22 protein-coding genes are annotated in these 15,933 nt (G+C 37.3%); 14 read left to right on the top strand and 8 right to left on the bottom strand.

Annotated elements, in window-relative coordinates:
• Positions 1 to 90 precede the first annotated feature (90 nt).
• Positions 91 to 414, bottom strand: coding sequence for a winged helix-turn-helix transcriptional regulator (locus ACO1DI_RS19540; RefSeq protein WP_014460492.1), 324 nt, complete (start codon positions 412 to 414; stop codon positions 91 to 93).
• A gap of 362 nt (positions 415 to 776) precedes the next feature.
• Between ACO1DI_RS19540 and ACO1DI_RS19535 the strand changes: the two genes are divergently transcribed.
• The 3 genes from ACO1DI_RS19535 to ACO1DI_RS19525 all read left to right on the top strand — a co-directional run bounded on the left by ACO1DI_RS19535 (position 777) and on the right by ACO1DI_RS19525 (position 3,939).
• Positions 777 to 1,520 (top strand): GTP cyclohydrolase II, encoded by a 744-nt coding sequence (locus tag ACO1DI_RS19535; RefSeq protein ID WP_013056667.1) that lies wholly within the window; start codon positions 777 to 779, stop codon positions 1,518 to 1,520.
• A complete protein-coding gene (gene ribD, locus ACO1DI_RS19530) occupies positions 1,517 to 2,608 on the top strand; it encodes a bifunctional diaminohydroxyphosphoribosylaminopyrimidine deaminase/5-amino-6-(5-phosphoribosylamino)uracil reductase RibD (RefSeq protein WP_226556216.1) in 1,092 nt (363 codons plus the stop codon). The genes ACO1DI_RS19535 and ribD overlap by 4 nt, the downstream gene beginning before the upstream one ends.
• A gap of 455 nt (positions 2,609 to 3,063) precedes the next feature.
• Complete coding sequence (locus tag ACO1DI_RS19525; RefSeq protein ID WP_014460489.1) at positions 3,064 to 3,939, top strand: helix-turn-helix domain-containing protein; 876 nt, start codon at positions 3,064 to 3,066, stop codon at positions 3,937 to 3,939.
• 303 nt (positions 3,940 to 4,242) lie between these two features.
• Here the strand turns inward: ACO1DI_RS19525 and ACO1DI_RS19520 are convergent, their stop codons facing one another.
• A complete protein-coding gene (locus ACO1DI_RS19520; RefSeq protein ID WP_013056671.1) occupies positions 4,243 to 4,389 on the bottom strand; it encodes a hypothetical protein in 147 nt (48 codons plus the stop codon).
• A 12-nt stretch (positions 4,390 to 4,401) separates the two neighbouring features.
• Complete coding sequence (locus ACO1DI_RS19515) at positions 4,402 to 4,626, bottom strand: DUF3892 domain-containing protein (RefSeq protein WP_115653673.1); 225 nt, start codon at positions 4,624 to 4,626, stop codon at positions 4,402 to 4,404.
• A gap of 104 nt (positions 4,627 to 4,730) precedes the next feature.
• Between ACO1DI_RS19515 and ACO1DI_RS19510 the strand changes: the two genes are divergently transcribed.
• The 4 genes from ACO1DI_RS19510 to ACO1DI_RS19495 all read left to right on the top strand — a co-directional run bounded on the left by ACO1DI_RS19510 (position 4,731) and on the right by ACO1DI_RS19495 (position 6,969).
• Positions 4,731 to 5,411, top strand: coding sequence for a class I SAM-dependent methyltransferase (locus ACO1DI_RS19510; RefSeq protein ID WP_140450744.1), 681 nt, complete (start codon positions 4,731 to 4,733; stop codon positions 5,409 to 5,411).
• A 65-nt stretch (positions 5,412 to 5,476) separates the two neighbouring features.
• Positions 5,477 to 5,605: a YuzL family protein gene (locus ACO1DI_RS19505; RefSeq protein WP_013056674.1), complete on the top strand. Its 129-nt coding sequence runs from the start codon at positions 5,477 to 5,479 to the stop codon at positions 5,603 to 5,605.
• A gap of 314 nt (positions 5,606 to 5,919) precedes the next feature.
• Complete coding sequence (locus ACO1DI_RS19500; protein ID WP_057243870.1) at positions 5,920 to 6,189, top strand: CD3324 family protein; 270 nt, start codon at positions 5,920 to 5,922, stop codon at positions 6,187 to 6,189.
• Positions 6,190 to 6,324: 135 nt separating this feature from the next.
• Positions 6,325 to 6,969 (top strand): FusB/FusC family EF-G-binding protein, encoded by a 645-nt coding sequence (locus ACO1DI_RS19495; RefSeq protein WP_423145557.1) that lies wholly within the window; start codon positions 6,325 to 6,327, stop codon positions 6,967 to 6,969.
• Positions 6,970 to 7,044: 75 nt separating this feature from the next.
• Here the strand turns inward: ACO1DI_RS19495 and ACO1DI_RS19490 are convergent, their stop codons facing one another.
• Positions 7,045 to 7,887: a sulfurtransferase gene (locus ACO1DI_RS19490; RefSeq protein ID WP_423145556.1), complete on the bottom strand. Its 843-nt coding sequence runs from the start codon at positions 7,885 to 7,887 to the stop codon at positions 7,045 to 7,047.
• Between the two features lie 245 nt (positions 7,888 to 8,132).
• Here ACO1DI_RS19490 and ACO1DI_RS19485 point away from each other — a divergent pair, with 245 nt between their 5' ends.
• Positions 8,133 to 8,882: a Cof-type HAD-IIB family hydrolase gene (locus ACO1DI_RS19485; protein WP_115653677.1), complete on the top strand. Its 750-nt coding sequence runs from the start codon at positions 8,133 to 8,135 to the stop codon at positions 8,880 to 8,882.
• A 122-nt stretch (positions 8,883 to 9,004) separates the two neighbouring features.
• A complete protein-coding gene (locus tag ACO1DI_RS19480) occupies positions 9,005 to 9,700 on the top strand; it encodes a peptidoglycan-binding protein (protein WP_115653678.1) in 696 nt (231 codons plus the stop codon).
• 122 nt (positions 9,701 to 9,822) lie between these two features.
• Here the strand turns inward: ACO1DI_RS19480 and ACO1DI_RS19475 are convergent, their stop codons facing one another.
• Positions 9,823 to 9,987: a hypothetical protein gene (locus tag ACO1DI_RS19475; RefSeq protein ID WP_013056680.1), complete on the bottom strand. Its 165-nt coding sequence runs from the start codon at positions 9,985 to 9,987 to the stop codon at positions 9,823 to 9,825.
• A gap of 463 nt (positions 9,988 to 10,450) precedes the next feature.
• Positions 10,451 to 11,182, bottom strand: a complete 732-nt coding sequence (locus ACO1DI_RS19470) for a polysaccharide deacetylase family protein (protein ID WP_014460482.1) — start codon at positions 11,180 to 11,182, stop codon at positions 10,451 to 10,453.
• Between the two features lie 160 nt (positions 11,183 to 11,342).
• Here ACO1DI_RS19470 and ACO1DI_RS19465 point away from each other — a divergent pair, with 160 nt between their 5' ends.
• The 4 genes from ACO1DI_RS19465 (at position 11,343) to ACO1DI_RS19450 (ending at position 13,664) form a co-directional block, all read left to right on the top strand.
• Positions 11,343 to 11,753, top strand: a complete 411-nt coding sequence (locus ACO1DI_RS19465; protein WP_029321326.1) for a hypothetical protein — start codon at positions 11,343 to 11,345, stop codon at positions 11,751 to 11,753.
• An 84-nt stretch (positions 11,754 to 11,837) separates the two neighbouring features.
• Complete coding sequence (locus ACO1DI_RS19460; RefSeq protein ID WP_014460480.1) at positions 11,838 to 12,026, top strand: hypothetical protein; 189 nt, start codon at positions 11,838 to 11,840, stop codon at positions 12,024 to 12,026.
• 596 nt (positions 12,027 to 12,622) lie between these two features.
• Complete coding sequence (locus tag ACO1DI_RS19455; RefSeq protein ID WP_014460479.1) at positions 12,623 to 12,865, top strand: hypothetical protein; 243 nt, start codon at positions 12,623 to 12,625, stop codon at positions 12,863 to 12,865.
• Positions 12,866 to 13,466: 601 nt separating this feature from the next.
• The gene (locus tag ACO1DI_RS19450; RefSeq protein ID WP_014460478.1) at positions 13,467 to 13,664 is read left to right on the top strand and encodes a hypothetical protein; all 198 of its coding nucleotides are present in this window, start codon (positions 13,467 to 13,469) and stop codon (positions 13,662 to 13,664) included.
• Between the two features lie 10 nt (positions 13,665 to 13,674).
• Here the strand turns inward: ACO1DI_RS19450 and ACO1DI_RS19445 are convergent, their stop codons facing one another.
• Positions 13,675 to 13,920 (bottom strand): hypothetical protein, encoded by a 246-nt coding sequence (locus tag ACO1DI_RS19445; RefSeq protein WP_014460477.1) that lies wholly within the window; start codon positions 13,918 to 13,920, stop codon positions 13,675 to 13,677.
• 103 nt (positions 13,921 to 14,023) lie between these two features.
• Here ACO1DI_RS19445 and ACO1DI_RS19440 point away from each other — a divergent pair, with 103 nt between their 5' ends.
• Positions 14,024 to 14,749, top strand: coding sequence for a hypothetical protein (locus ACO1DI_RS19440; protein WP_115653680.1), 726 nt, complete (start codon positions 14,024 to 14,026; stop codon positions 14,747 to 14,749).
• Positions 14,750 to 14,963: 214 nt separating this feature from the next.
• Here the strand turns inward: ACO1DI_RS19440 and metA are convergent, their stop codons facing one another.
• Positions 14,964 to 15,875, bottom strand: a complete 912-nt coding sequence (metA, locus tag ACO1DI_RS19435; RefSeq protein WP_014460475.1) for a homoserine O-acetyltransferase MetA — start codon at positions 15,873 to 15,875, stop codon at positions 14,964 to 14,966.
• Between the last annotated feature and the right edge of the window lie 58 nt (positions 15,876 to 15,933).

Here is a 15,933-nt window from a genome sequence, read left to right as displayed (position 1 = left end):
GAGCATGCCTTTTTTATTTATGGAGCTCTAAAGAAAACGGCTGTGAGCATATCGACATAGAAGCCCTCCTGATTTCTTTAGAGATTTCTTTTATTCCACTTCTTCTTTTGTAATCCACTCACTGGACCATGTCTGAATTTCCTGAATTACCGGCGCCAGTGCTAATCCTTTGTCGGATAGCGAATACTCAATTCGAACAGGAGTTTCCGGAATAACCGTACGAATGACGATTCCTTCATGCTCCAATTCTTTTAAGCGCTCGGATAAGAGCCTTCCGCTTACGGGAAGTGCTTCTTGCATTTGAGAAAACCGCTGTGAGCCCGAAAGCAGCTGAAAAATGATCAAACTCGTCCAACGTTTCGTTAGTATAGTAACAGCCTTTTCAAAACGTGGGCAGAGTGCTAAACCGTCCATGTTATTACCTCCATTCTCTTCCTATATTATAAAACAAAGTCAGTATTTTATCTAGTGTTATGTAATTTAATTACTTAAAGCATATAAATTACTTTACGTTTTTATATTTTAATTATATAATTTATATAATTAAGGAAGTTAATTACTAAAAGTAACAAATAGAGCATAAAAGCTTTACAAGATAAATGTATCGTCATATAATACTTTAAGCAAGTAAAGTTACTTACTTTTAGTAAGCTGATACATCAATTAAAAAAGATAAATGTAGTGAAGTGCTAGAAAAAATATTTGTTCATGTGAGAGATTGAACACAATGTGAAAATAGTAGATAAGTGAAAGACACATAAGAGGAGGAAATGACTGTGATTAACGAAAAAGTTGTTTCAATTTTAAAAGATAAAATTAACGTAGTAAAAAATGATGATCATTTTATTTATATAGTAGGACCTATCACGCTTCCGGTAAATCTTGATGGAGAGACACAAGTATTTAGTTGGTATTCATGGTTGCGTTCTGATAATGTAAAAGAAGGATCTTTAAGCACGGAAGAGCTTATTGAAAAAATGCAAGGAGCTAATTTAGCTGACATGCAGCAATCGAGTGTTCTTGTGTACGGAGATTTTCAAGAATCGCATGAGGCACTCATTCGTATGCACAGTATCTGCCATACGGGAGATATATTCGGAAGCAAACGCTGCGACTGCGGTTTTCAATTAAAACAATCGATGAAAATGATCGTCGAAAATGGAAGCGGAGCGCTATTTTATTTAGCAAATCATGAAGGACGTGGCATTGGCCTATTCAGCAAAGCAATGGCATACGTTCTTCAAGAAAACGGATTTGATACGGTAGAGGCGAATGAAGGGTTAGGATTTGAAGATGATACTCGCAGCTATAGTGATGCCATCAGCGTGTTAAAAGTGCTGCGTCAAAAACCTGTTACGTTGATTACGAATAATCCGAAAAAGCTAATCGCGCTTGAGAAAAACGGCGCACTTTTATCAGGGCGCGTTCCACTTTGGGGAGATGTATCTCAGTTTAATGAAAAGTATTTAGATACTAAAGTTAAACGTTCAGGACACTTAAAAGAGGAGGTTCTTCTTTGATCAATCACGAATTTTATATGAATATAGCTTTACAAAACGCAAAAGCAACAAAAGGACAAACAGAGCCAAATCCGCTTGTAGGATCGGTCATTGTAAACGATAATCGAATCGTTGGAATTGGTACGCATTTAAAAGCGGGAGAGCCGCACGCTGAAATTCATGCGCTGCGAATGGCTGGTGAGCAAGCAAAAGGAGCGACTGCTTACGTAACGCTAGAGCCTTGTTCACACCATGGACGCACAGGTCCTTGTGCTGAAGCGCTGGTTGAAGCCGGTGTAAAAAAAGTGGTCATAGCAACTTTAGACCCAAATCCTTTAGTAGCAGGTAATGGAGTTAACATTTTAGAAAACGCAGGCATTGAGGTCATAACAGGTGTATGTGAAGAAGAGTCACGTCAAATGAATGAGGTCTTCAATAAGTATATTGTAACGAAGAAGCCGTTTGTTTCGTTAAAATCAGCGATTACGTTAGACGGTAAAATAGCAACTGCTTCTTCCCACAGCAAGTGGATTACGTCTGAGGAAGCTCGCTTGGATGTACATCAGCTGCGTCATGAAACAGCGGGTATCTTAGTAGGGGTGAACACGGTTATTAAGGACAACCCTGAGCTGACAACTCGTATTGAAGGTGGCCGAAGTCCAGTTCGCATTGTAATGGATTCGAAGCTGCGCATGCCGCTTGATTCGAAGCTAGCAACGGATTCTTTAGCCCCTACGTGGGTATTTACAAGTCAGAGCCATTCAAAAGAAAAAAAAGAACAGCTCGAAAAGCAAGGCGTCGAAGTATTTGTCACAAGCGGTGAGGACAAAGTAAATCTTGAAGATATGCTTTCTATACTAGGTGAGAAATTTGTGTCGTCTCTTTTAATTGAAGGAGGGGGCGAAGTGAATGCCGCATTCCTAGAAAACCGTTTAATTGATAAACTGGTGCTGTATATGGCACCAAAGCTTTCAGGAGGAAAAGAAGCTCCTACTTTCCTAGAAGGAAAAGGCGTAGAAAAGATGTGGGATGCAGTGGAAGTGGAGCGTCTTTCTATCACTTCAATCGGCAAAGACTTTAAATTTGTTGGATATCCTGTTTATAAATAAAAAATGTAAATGAGGCTGGAACAAAAATATGTTAGCTGAAGGAAGATCCGAACGATTTATCGTTCGGATTTTTTGCTGTTATGGTGAACATAGCTTTCATGTATGCAGGTGCTTTTAGCAGTTGATTGGAGGACAAGGCAAAGACTCCTGCGGGAAGCGAAGTCTTGCACGGAAATCAACGGAGGTGTAGCAAGTAGTCCAGATCATTTATCCCATTTGTTCGGCTTTAGATTGGATTGATGTAGCTATATTTCAATCTCATTTTTTTGTGGGATTTTTTAGAGAAGAGAAATAATACACTATTTTACTATTATAGATTAATTTGCTATTATAGGGAATGGTCGATTTCGAAACAGTGTATAAAATTTTAACGTGTTTACAGTTGACTATCTAAATAAAAGCACTATATGTTTATAGAGAGAATATATTATGTGAAAGTAAGGGTGAGAAAAGAGATGAGAGAGTATAGAATTGGGAGTGTTATGAGAGACCTTCGCAAAATGGCAGGGTTGACACAACAAGAATTATCAAGAGACATTTGTACACAAGCGCAAATAAGCAAAATTGAAAACGGTGAAGAATATCCATCAAGCATTACCCTCTATAAAATTTCTAAGCGCCTTGGCGTAGATGTTAACTACTTTTTTGATAGTGTAGAATCACCTCGACTTGATTACGTAGATGCGGTTCAATCGTTAATTCGTCAATATATTCGTCAGAGAGATTATGATGCTATTCATAATATCATTGTAAAAGAAAAAGAAAGTCCCCTGTTTCAAAATCCGCTGAACAAGCAATTTTTAATGTGGCACGAAGGTATTTGCGTGTATTACATTCATCACAACAAAGAAGATGCGCTGTCTAAAATGTACCAAGCGATCGAGCTTACTAAGCAATCGGCAACGTTTTATAAAGAAAGAGAAATTGAAATTTTAAATAGCATTGGGATTATTCTTTATGAAGAGAAAGAGTATGAACAGGCTCTAGATACATATCAAACAGCACTCAAAAGCTTAAATGAGCTGCCCCAAACAAAAGACGAAAATATAAAAATTAGAATTTTAAATGCACTTGCCAAAACGCTTGGAGATATGAGTAACTATGATGAATCATTAATATATAGCAATCGAGGAATCGATTTGTGCATTAGTAATGAATCAATGTATTTATTTGGAGAACTTCATTACCAAGCAGGAGAGAGCTTAATTAAATTAGGTAAAATTGAACAAGGTAAAGAATATATGGAAAAGTCTATGACCATTTTCACCTTGCAGCGAAACGAGCGATTCGTCAAGCTAGTAGAAAAAGAACTTGAAGCTCTATTTGTTTAAAATATTCCTATCATTATAATTTTTGAGAAATTTCTATCAAAATGGAGGAAATCCATGGTTTTAAGGGGATAAATGCTGATAGAAAGGAATTCATCTACTTTTATCCTGTGATACACTAGAGTCAAATCAAAGAAAGAGGAGGAAATAATTATGAAAAAAGTATTAGTCGGTATGGCATTAGCGTTTACATTAGTAGCAGGTGTTGCTTCAGTTGGAACAAGCGTAGCAACAGGAGATTTTTCAACATTAGGTCTTCCAAGCCAACATTAATAAAAAAAGCCGTGCTAAAAAGCACGGCTTTTTTTATTGTGTTTTACTTGACTGATCTTTGTTGCGTTTGTTTCCTTTTGAATTATCCCCGCTTGAAATTTCTTCACCCATTTCTACAAGGTGGTGCTGCGTTTTTGGATTACTTTGATTAGCGCTTCCTTTGTTATTCTTTTTAGTCATATCCATTCTCCTTTAAAACGATGGCAATGCATCGAGATTATTTGTTTTGTTATGATCAGGAATGCTGCGAATATACGTACCCCCGTCTTTCCCTACAAAGGTACTAACATGCTCAACGTCCCCTACTTCTACTTTCTTTAAGGCTTCTTCATAGGTTAAAACGTCTCCTGAAGCTGTTTGGAATTCTAAGAGGTCACCGTCTGCATTTTTACGTACTGCAACGAAACGTTCTTTCATACAAATAAACACCTTCCTTTACATCTATATGGTTGCTGAAATAGTCGTTTTTATTCATTGCAAAAAGTGATAAGGTAAAGAAAAGAGTGCAAAGGGGATAAAAAATGACAACATTTAATTGGCATGATCAAGCTCAAGACGAGTGGAACCAAAAAGTATCATTTTGGAATAGCCGAAGTGAAGAGATGTGGAAAAACGGAAGTCGGAAAACAGTGATTCCATTTATTCAAAAACATCTTAAATCAGGTGGTATGGTGGCAGACGTGGGCTGTGGTGATGGGGTTGGGACATCTCTTCTAGCTGCTTCTGGCTATAAAGCAATCGGTCTTGATTTATCGGAAGAAATGATTCAAAAAGCATCTCAGCTGCATAAAAGTGAAAATTTGTCGTTCGCTCAAGCTGACATAATGGAGCTGCCGCTTTCTTCTGAATCAGTAGAAGGGGTTATGGTAATCAATGCGTTAGAATGGACTGAGCATCCTCGATTAGCTTTGAAGGAATTGTACCGAGTTGTAAAACCAGGAGGATATGCATGCGTAGGTATTCTTGGGCCAACTGCTCAGCCTCGTGCCAATAGTTATCAAAGACTATATGGGGAAGACGTTATTTGCAATACGATGATGCCGTGGGAGTTTGAACAGCTTGCAAAAGAAAATGGATGGGAAATAGTTGATGGTGAAGGTGTATATAAGCGAAATGTTACCGATAAGCTGATTGGACAGCTCCCAAATGAATTAAAGCAAGCCTTAACGTTTCTATGGCTATTTATGCTCAAGAAACAATAAAAACAGCACGCGTCTCCTTATATGTAGCTGTACAAAGGGTACACTACAAACTGGAGGTGAGTGACATGAGTAAAATTAAAAAAGACCGCTCAAAATCAGAGCTAGGTTCACCAAATGTAGAAGGACAAGGGACGACCACTTCTGAACAAGGTGTTCAAAGCAGTTCAGCTAACAAAAAGCAGAAGCGTTCATAAGGGTCATTTTTATAAGTAAGAAGGTGTTGTGTGCAAGATTATAGATAGCTTATAATAAAATCTGAGCCAATAATTGTAATTTTATACAAGTTTGGTTTACAGTCTATGTAAAGTGGAGGTGTAATAAATGGTAAATAAAAGATGTTTACCGGATACTGCAGCGTCTCATGCAAAGCCTGATATTAGAGAGGCGATACTTTGCATGGGGTGGACGGTTTAGTAATAGACATCGCCTAACCGCGCATATCTCATTTCTAATATATACGGCTTTGCCCCTTATTGTATAAGTAAAACCACATAAGGAGCTGGCAGAAATGACGTATGTAAAAGCAACAAATATTTTACCTGAAGAGCTGATTAGTGAAATTCAAAAATACATTCAAGGAGAAACCATTTATATTCCAAAGCCGCAGAAGGCAAAAAGAAAATGGGGAACTTGCTCTGGTGGAAGAAAGTTGATTGACGAGCGAAACGAACGGATAAAGAATTTGTTTAAAAAAGGAACTTCAATTGAAGAACTAGCCCGTGAATACTTTTTATCAACCGAAACCATCAAAAAAATTGTATATAAAAAGCAACGGTAAAAATCAAGCGCTGGCGACTGAATGCCCGCGCTTTTTTAGGTATAGTTTATTTCTGATTTATTTTTTACATTTCGTAAAAGGAATCCATACGGTAAAGTAAAAAGTAGCTGATTAAATGAAGAAGGAGTGAAGAACGTGGAAGCGTTTATAAGAAATGATCAATATAACTTTATCAAAAGCCAAACGCAAATCCTTATCAATGGGCATGGAACAGTGAACAATTCCGATGTGCTGCAGGCTTTAAAAGCTCTTGCAAAAGAAAAAGTATTAAATGTGTTTGATGTTCTTAGCAAGGAACAGGAAAAATTACTGCTGTCAGTTGCTGAAGTTAAAAATAAAGAACAAGCAGAGGTTTTTTTAGAAACGATAAAGCCTTACGTGATTCCATTTAAATCTTTTACAGAAGCTGGCGTGAAAAAATTGTTTCCGAAAGTGAAAAAGTTAAAGATTCCTTCAGTTGATACCATTGATCTAGGGAGCATTTCATATGTTAGCTGGGTCGATAAAGGCTCAAACAAAAAGTTTATCGTAGCGCAGGATCTCTATACTCAGAAGCTAAAAGGTATTCAAGGAACATTTAAGCCTATCAACCAGAAGGGAATATGCACACTTTGTCACAGCTACGAAGAAGTCGGTATGTTCACTGCTGAAATCAAAGGAACTGTTCAAGGAACGTTTACACAACGAGGAAATTACATTTGCCAAGACAGCGAAGCGTGTAATCAAAATTTGCTTACCTTAGAGCGGCTTCATGATTTTATGTTAAGGCTTAGTAAATAACATGAGGCTAATAAGAAGAATACAAAAAAAGAAGGTTCAGTCCCTATACTTTTGGTGAGACTGAGCCTTCTTTGTCTATCTGTTTTTCTCGATTGGATTGTCACGATAGCTAATCCAATCGCTCCAGCTGCCGGCATATAATTTTACATTTGGAAAACCTGCTGATTTTAAAGCTAAAACGTTAGGGCAAGCAGATACACCCGATCCGCAGTATACAATGATTTCAGCGTGAGAATCAATAGCAGAAAACATCTCCTTCCACTCTTTATCTGTTTTCCATAAACCTTCTGAAGTTAACACATCTTGCCAAAAAGAATGAATGGCCCCTGGAATATGTCCTGCTACAAAATCAATGGGTTCTTCTAAGCCGAGATATCTCTTTTTTTCACGAGAGTCGACAAGAACAACAGTAGGATTATGAAGGTTTTCTTTTACGTATTCAACTTCTGCAAGTCCCCAATCTTGTTGAACGAAAGGTACAAAAGTTTGAGGAGAAGCTGCTGGAACGCTCTTAGTTGTTTCATATCCCGATTGTTTCCAGTTAGTAAAACCTCCATTTAAAATTTGTACGTATTCAATTCCTATATATCGCAGTACCCACCATGCTCTTGAAGCCATCATCCCGTTTTGTTCATCATAAACGACGACTCTGGAATCAGCATTAATTCCTAAGCTGCCGAGCTTCTGAGCTAGCTTTTGAACATCGGGCAGCGGGTGTCTGCCTCCGTGGGGAGTAGCCACAGAGGACAAATCTTTTTCTAAATCCAAATAATGAGCATCGGGGAGGTGCTCATTTTGATAAGCATCTGCGCCTGCCTCAGGCTTTCCAAGGGTAAATCGGCAGTCGAGCAAAACAATGGAGTGTTGGGGTTGCTGTAATGCCGTATGTAAGTCAGCTGGTGAAATAATAGTGTTCATAACATCCACATCCTTTTACCAAAATTCTAGTTGAAATAAATAAAAATGAAAAGCGTTAAATATAAATTACGGCAAAGGTATGCTGCTTTCCTTCAATTATTCCCCATAGAATAATTGACCATTTTAGCGCTTATCTGATGCAGAGTGAAATGCTCCTGTGCTACAGTTATAGTAAGAGTTACATAGTATAAGCCAAATGCTCAGCGTAATGTCATACTTACTATTGATGAGAAGGAGAGAGAAAGATGCAAACAAATGAAAAGAAAGAATTTAAACTGATTGCACTAGATATGGATGGAACCCTGCTGAACAATCAGCAAGAAATTTCTGACGAAAATCGTGTGGCCATTGCTAAAGCTCAAGAACAAGGTGTTCATGTGGTATTAAGCACGGGGCGATCTCTTTTAACATGCCGTGAATACGCGCAATCTCTTCAGCTGTCTTCTTACCTTATTACAGTAAACGGAAGTGAAATTTGGGATGAATCTGGACAGCTTGTAGAACGAAAGTTAATTGATGCTTCACACATTGAGAAAATGTGGAATTTAACGCAAGAGCATAAGCTTAACTTTTGGGCTGTGACTACGGATAAAGTATGGAGAGATGAATTTCCAGAAGATATTGCTTCACAGGAATGGCTGAAGTTTGGCTACGATATTCCAGATGATGCTTTACGAGAAGAAGTGCTGAAACAAATAGCAGGCATTTCAGATTTTGAAATCAGCAACTCTAGTTTAACGAATCTAGAAATTAATGCACTTGGTATTAACAAAGCAAAAGGGATCATGACTGTATGTGAACGTTTGGGCATTTCAATGGATGAAGTTATTGCAATGGGAGACAGCTTAAATGATATGGCTATGATTGAAGCGGCAGGTTGTGGAATCGCCATGGGAAATGCTCAGGAAGCTGTAAAAGAAGCAGCGGACTGGGTGACAGATACAAATGTCAATAACGGAGTAGCGAAGGCTATCAGCCACTGGGTACTGAAATAACAGCAGCTCTACATGTTGCACAACTTAACTACTTCCCGCATAAACTGATACTGGATGCCTCCCTTAGAGTTTGTCTTATACGTATATATAAGGAGAAGCCATCTAGTTAAGGAGTGGGGAGTATGAGTGATTTATCATTAGACAAGCTGTTACAAAAAGCAGAAAATAAGTTGCAGAATGTACATGAAATAGTGCAAAAAAAATCGTACGAGCTCATTAGGCAAGCATATAAAGAAAGCATATTTGTTGTGATCACTGAAGGATTTAGATCGATAGAGCAGCAGCATAAACTATATTCACAAGGCCGAACAACACCAGGAAGTATCGTGACTAATGCTAAAGGCGGCTATTCTTATCATAATTATGGACTAGCTTTTGATATTGCGCTGCTTGATGACAACGGAAAAGTTGACTGGACCATTAATCGAAGATGGAACAAAGCGGGAGAGATAGGAAAAAGGATCGGGTTGGAATGGGGAGGAGATTGGACAAGCTTAAAAGATTACCCTCATTTTCAATATACATTCGGTTTATCTTTGTCGGAGCTTCGAAGTGGAAAAAAACCTGAGAAACAGACGGAAAAGGCTTCAAGAGTGCTAATTGAATACGGAGATCGAGGAAATCACGTACAGTTGATTCAGCGTATGCTTATTCACTTAGGTTATTCTCTTTCTGGAGGCGCAGACGGTATATTCGGGTCTGCCACTCTCAAAGCGGTAAAAGCTTTTCAACAAGCACTTTATCTGCAGGTAGATGGAATAGTTGGACCGAAGACACTAGAAAAACTTTATAGCAATTTTAATAAAACTATGTTCTAAATAACCATAAAAAACGATAACGAGAAAAGGAAGAAAAGAGATGGATGGAAATTGTCTCCTTTCTTCCTTTTCTGTAGTTATAGTAGAAAAACTGAAATTTATAAAGAAATAAAAAGGATTTTCTAAGCGTAAGAAACGTTCACGTGATCTAACTGGATAACATTGCTCAACAACACGATATCTTTATATATTTCACTTTTTACAGAGGCGTTTGAACAGTTTTGATAGTCTTTCAACAAGCGGCCAAGTTCTTTAATAAATAACAACGTCTCTTGTTCATTAATCATAGTCAAAACTCCTTGTTTAGAAATGAATCCAGGTCATTATATAGGAATTCTATCATATCTATACGCACCTGTTGACAAAAAAAGTTCGTCAATTTTTTTGTGAGAAGAAGAAATTTAGGGATATGTGGAATGCGTTCGACTCTCTCATTTTATACATATGCAGCTTGTCTAAAAATATGAGAGTAGTTATAGTAATATTTACTCCTAATCATGCAACTTAAAACCTATTTTAGAGGTTATCCTTAAATTCCCTCTATTGTAGAGCGATGGAACAAAAAAGAATGCCTCATTTTGTATCTTTAGTATGATAACGTTTTGAAGAAATAAGGCATATCTTTGAGTTTTAAGATGGATTTGAATTAGATCTTTTGACACGCTCTTTTTGTAGGAGGGGCATATTTACTTTCTATTAAGGGAAATCGTAAAGCTCCAACGAGTTTCTATATCAGAAACTCGTTGGAGCTTAATTTTTTGGATAAGGGATGTGCAAAAGTTCTGGGACGGTCACAAAATGATATCCTTCTTGTTTAAGTCTAGGAATGATGGTATCCAGCGACTTTGCGGTGTTGGAAAGGTCCATGGTCCAATGACCTCCGTCGTGCATCAAAACAATTGTTCCGGCGTGCATGTTCTTAAATACATTCTTGGTGATTTCTGCTTCTGGGATTTGTTTCCAGTCTAATGAATCAGAAGACCAGTTAATCGCATAGACATTTTCATTTGGCAGCTCGCTGATCATTTCTTGCGTTAAATTTCCATATGGAGGACGAAACAGCTGTGTTTCAAAACCGGTAATGTTTTTAATAATAGCCTGAGTTTTAGCAATTTCCCAGTGAAACTTTTCAGTCGATTCTTTTAGTAAATTGGGGTGCCAATAGGTATGAATCCCAACAGCATGACCTTCAGCTACCATTCTCTTCACCAGCTCAGGATGTTCGTGAGCTTTTGCCCCAATAAGAAAAAAGGTTGCTTTAATACCATGCTTTTTCAATTGATCCAATACATGTGGAGTAAAGCGCGGATCCGGTCCATCATCAAATGTTAGGGCGGTTTGCTTTAGGTGGTTATTACCTTGATAAAGCAAACGGTCACGCACAGCTATATTTTTTACTTGTTCCGCTTTACATAGTGCAGGAAGGGCTCCATTAAATAAGAAGCACAGTGTGAGAAGCAGTATACTAATTCTTCGTATCATGTACATGCACGCTCCTTTCTAGGACAAAGTATAACGTTATGATACCCGATTAAAAAATTTGTATGAAGCTGAATTGCCCTTTTGTTCCAAAACGTATGATATGCATGAAACAGCGCACTATAATAAACAGTTACTATTAGGTCAAGAAAGGAAAAAACAGATGAAAAAAATACTGATCGCTGTAGCATTAATCTTTTCGCTAAGTTTATCTCCTTTAGCTGAATATATTTCCTATCACGATGACTATAACGCAAGTGCAAGGTCGTATCGTTCGGGAAAGCGTTCGTTTAATAGACAGCCAAGCGTTAGACAAAATGAGCCGAGATCTAATTTTTCAAACCGCAGAAATGGAACGGTAAATCGAGGTGTTACTCGTTCAAACCGGGGAGGATTCGCCCGTGGACTTCTGTATGGAGGGCTAGCAGGACTTTTATTTGGAGGTTTGCTTGGTCATATGGGGGCACTGGGCGGGATTTTTGGGTTATTAATTAACATTTTGGCTATTGTGCTTGTCATTAATTTAATTCTGCGCTTTTTTCGCTCTTCTCGCCGCGACAACAATTGGAGATAGGCGGTAATTGCTGTCATAAACTGATAAGAAAGCTCCATATAAATAAGAAAACGCTTTCTATAGTTAATCGAAAGGATGAAACGTATGTCAGCAAACAGACAGCGCAGCAAGTACTTGGCGTTTTGCACAGAATGCGGTCTCCCAAACAGGTTAACATTGTTTCTTTTAAGACAGTACGTTGCGACAGACGAATATAGCGGATTTTATTGTGGGAATTGCGGAATTCGAAACGAATTTCCAGATTCGGTCATTGAATATATTAAAGAACTTTAAAGAGGCTGAGACAAACGTATATTTGTTGAAGAAGAATCCGAGCGGTGAATCGTTCGGATTTTTTCATGGATAGGCTGAACGTAGACCTTATGTATGTAGCTGATTCTAGCGGTTGGTTGAAGGACAAGGTGTAGAAAAGCTAAATAGATAAGAACTCGCCGAAGGAGCGCAAACGGCGAGGAAGCTCATCATCATCCCATAAAAAGTGAGGTATTGCACGGAAATCAACAGCAGTATCATAGGCGATTCATACTCAATTATTTATCCCATTCGTTCTGGGATTGGATTGATTTCGTTATGTCTCAATCTCTTTGTTTATTTGATAAAACTATGTTCTAAATGAGAATTAAAAAGAAAACATGGCTGCTTACAAAAAAGAAGCAAGGCCTAAATACTTTTCTTTATCAAAGATAATCGAGAAATGCCCCATTTTAAGCTTTGTGATTAAAGGTAATGCAAAGAGTTTATGAGAAGAATATATAAAGTTAGTGACGGTAGACTTAACTAACATTTTTAATTGCAGAAAATCAATTGAACCATACTTTAAACGGACGCATATACTACATTAAAATTTTAGAAAACGGAGGAATGGACTAATGCCTGTTTCCGTCATTTTCAACCAAATAAACGTGGTAAGTATGGTGTCCAATTCAGTAATTGCTTCAGGTCAAAATAGCCAGCCAGATTGGAATTCCCAAGGTAAATTTAACTTAGGAAACGGTTTTGCTATAAATTCAGCTATATTGGGGAGCACGAATATCATTAATGATCAGGATGTTTGTGATACGCCAATTACTCAGCCTGAAAATATTAATCCTCAGCCAGTTTCTCAGTTCTAGGAAAAAGAAGATGAAAGAAGTTGAGAAAAGTTGATTATAAAATTTACTAATCTTAATGTTACGTATATTTCTAATAACTCTGGTATTTTCACAGGAGAAAATACTCAATCAGATTGGGAAGTGAATTGGAAAAGTAATACGGGGTTTGGTGAAATAATCGGCTATAATAACTTTGCCTCTCAAATGGTAAATGTTATTAACGATAATGACGTCGTTGATTCCAATTTTTCTGAACACATAGATTTCAACAATGCTCCTGTTACACAAAGTTAAAGAAGTAAAAGTAACTAGGCATTCTATCAATCGGTTGTTTTGGCAGAGTGGCGAGGATATATGAGTAACAGGCTTAAACCATCTTTTATACAGATGGTTTTTTTGCTAGCTTATTTTAGAGGGAAAGCTATTAATATACACTGCAAGGGGAATGAGAGGAATACTTTTATAGTAAATGGAGTAAGTATCATAGAAAAGGCGTAAAAGCTTAAATGATTAAAGAGACGTTCAATTTGAGACGAACAAATAAGAATTTAAACATAAGATAATGTATTTTCAGTTTTATATTGAATCAGATGAAGTAAACTGCTGTCTGTGAGGTGTTTTTATGTCTAATATTCACTATCATTCCATCAAAGTAAATAAAATCCAAAACAGTTCAGGCCTATTTTATGGCGTTAATATTCAATATAAATGGAGTCATAAAAGTCGAATTTCTGACGGTTTCGGAAAAATAGTTGGTGATTCTAATAAAATTTTAAATAATACCACCGTGGCGAAAACCCCTAAAAAAAATGATGAGTAAAATCGTAGAGTTAAGCTTCTTTTGCAGCCTGCTTAAAAGAGTCATTTACATCATCTTCACCAAGAACAAGATGTGTATTGTAGGATAGTTGATTATCATCTCCCGAAATTGTGCCGAAACCTGAATTGCAGCTGCTTATTGTAGTTTCCCAATTTTTTTGCGTATTTTTTCCTATAAACACTCCTGCGTTGTTTTTAACCGTATTTACGGTGAGGTCATCAAAAATGATTTGTGGAGAACGGAGATTTATTTTCATAATTCCTCCTTGTACATATGAGACATTAACAGAAGTCATCTAATACACTATTATATGTTGTAGATGGGCTAAAAGTGTTAAATCAAATAAGGGGTCAAACTCTATGGATGAAAAGGTGCTGAATATACTCCAAAACATTGAAAAAAGGCTCACAAGTTTAGAAAAAAACCTGCATGAACTTTCAAATGAAAAGGTCCACTCTTTTCATTTAGATATAAAGAACGTTGAAACACTGAACTTGGACGAACTGTCTTATTATTTAGAACATATTGATGTAAAGGAACTTAGTGGAACGTTGAATATTGGTAATACTTTTCCTGCGCAAACGAATCAATATCAAGCGCCGAGAAAGAAAGGTGAAAAAACAAAAAATGACTCTGATGTCAAACGGAAATCGGGTAGTCAGAATAATAAAGCAAAAAATAAAGAAAAGGGTCCTTCTGAAATATCAGTTAAAATTAATGAAAGAAGTGTCCCTTATAAACTAATCCATACAGAAGAAATGAGGGAGTCTAATCAGGCTCTAGAATCAACCTTTAGCATAGGTGACATTCATATTGGCACAATCGAAGATGCTTCAGCTGTAAACTTTGGCAATAACTTTCCGACAAATTTTAGAAGTCATAAAAAAGTGAGTCAGGGATTTGGCAATATTTTGGGCAATCAAAATGATATACATGACATCTTATCCTCTTTAGAGGAAAAAGATGCTTCAGAAGTATACAATGAAAACCAAGGTGAAAAGCCGCCTGAATGGCTGGACACAATGATAGAAGAACAAAAGAAGGAGATGGGTACCAACCTAAATGGAGATGAAAAGGGAGAGTGAATAGGAGAGCAAAACCTTTGGGTTCTAAGGTCAGTGTTGTTGATGCGAAATTTCTGAAAGAAAGCTTTAATTACGGAATAAAGAAGGATTAGTAATAAAAAACCTGCTACTTGTTTGGAGTAGCAGGTTTTTTAGTTTGTTTCTTGTTCGCTGCAGTTTCAATATGAAAAAGAGCAAGCGTTATTTAATTAAGGACTGGGATAGAGCGGTTCTTTCATTCCCACAGATATGGAGTCTCTTGGTAAACATAATAGTTTAACCAATTCATAAACAGCAGGTTGGCATGAGAACGCCATGTTTTTAAAGGGTTTTTGTCAGGATCATTGTTTGGGAAATAGTGTTCCGGAAGCTTTGGTTCTAGCCCTTTTTCTGTATCTCGAAGAAATTCTTCTTGCAGTGTTTGAACGTCGTACTCTGGGTGACCTGTAACGAAAACAAACTTTTCGTCTTTAGACATAGCCATATAAACACCAGCTTCTTCAGAGTAGGAAAGAAGCTCAAGGTCAGGATGATTTTGTACTTCATTCATGTCGACGTCAGTGTGACGCGAATGAGGAGAATAAAAGACATCATCAAATCCTCGCAGCAGCTTAATGGGTTCTTCACTCGATACAACATGTGTAAATACACCCGTGCATTTATCAGAAAGAGGTCGCTTGTCAATGCCAAAGTGATGATAAAGTCCGGCTTGAGCTCCCCAACAGATATGAAGGGTAGAAGTCACATTTGTTTTACACCAATCCATAATTTCTTGAAGTTCTTTCCAGTAGTTTACTTCTTCAAATGGTATATGTTCTACAGGTGCTCCTGTAATAATCATTCCGTCATATTTTCGTTCTTTAATTTGTTCAAACGTTTTATAAAACTGATCTAGGTGATTTTTACTCGTTGTTTTTGCTTTATGGCTTGCCGTGTAAAGAAGTGTAATATGCACTTGCAGCGGTGAATTCCCGAGTAAACGTAATAATTGCGTTTCAGCTTTTTCTTTTTCCGGCATTAAGTTTAGGATAACAATATTAAGCGGGCGAATTTCTTGGTTAACCGCGCGCACGTCGTCCATGATGAAAATTCTCTCTTTTTCTAAAATTTCTTTTGCCGGAAGATCACGTGGAATATTAATAGGCAATAAAATTCCTCCTATTCGATTTCGAAGTAATGACACGTATAAATGTTCTTTCTCACGT

Source organism: Priestia sp. 40 (genome assembly GCF_049368575.1).
GTDB classification, from domain to species: Bacteria; Bacillota; Bacilli; order Bacillales; family Bacillaceae_H; genus Priestia; species Priestia zanthoxyli.
Note: the sequence above shows the minus strand (reverse complement) of the source record. Positions and strands in the feature narration are given on the sequence as shown.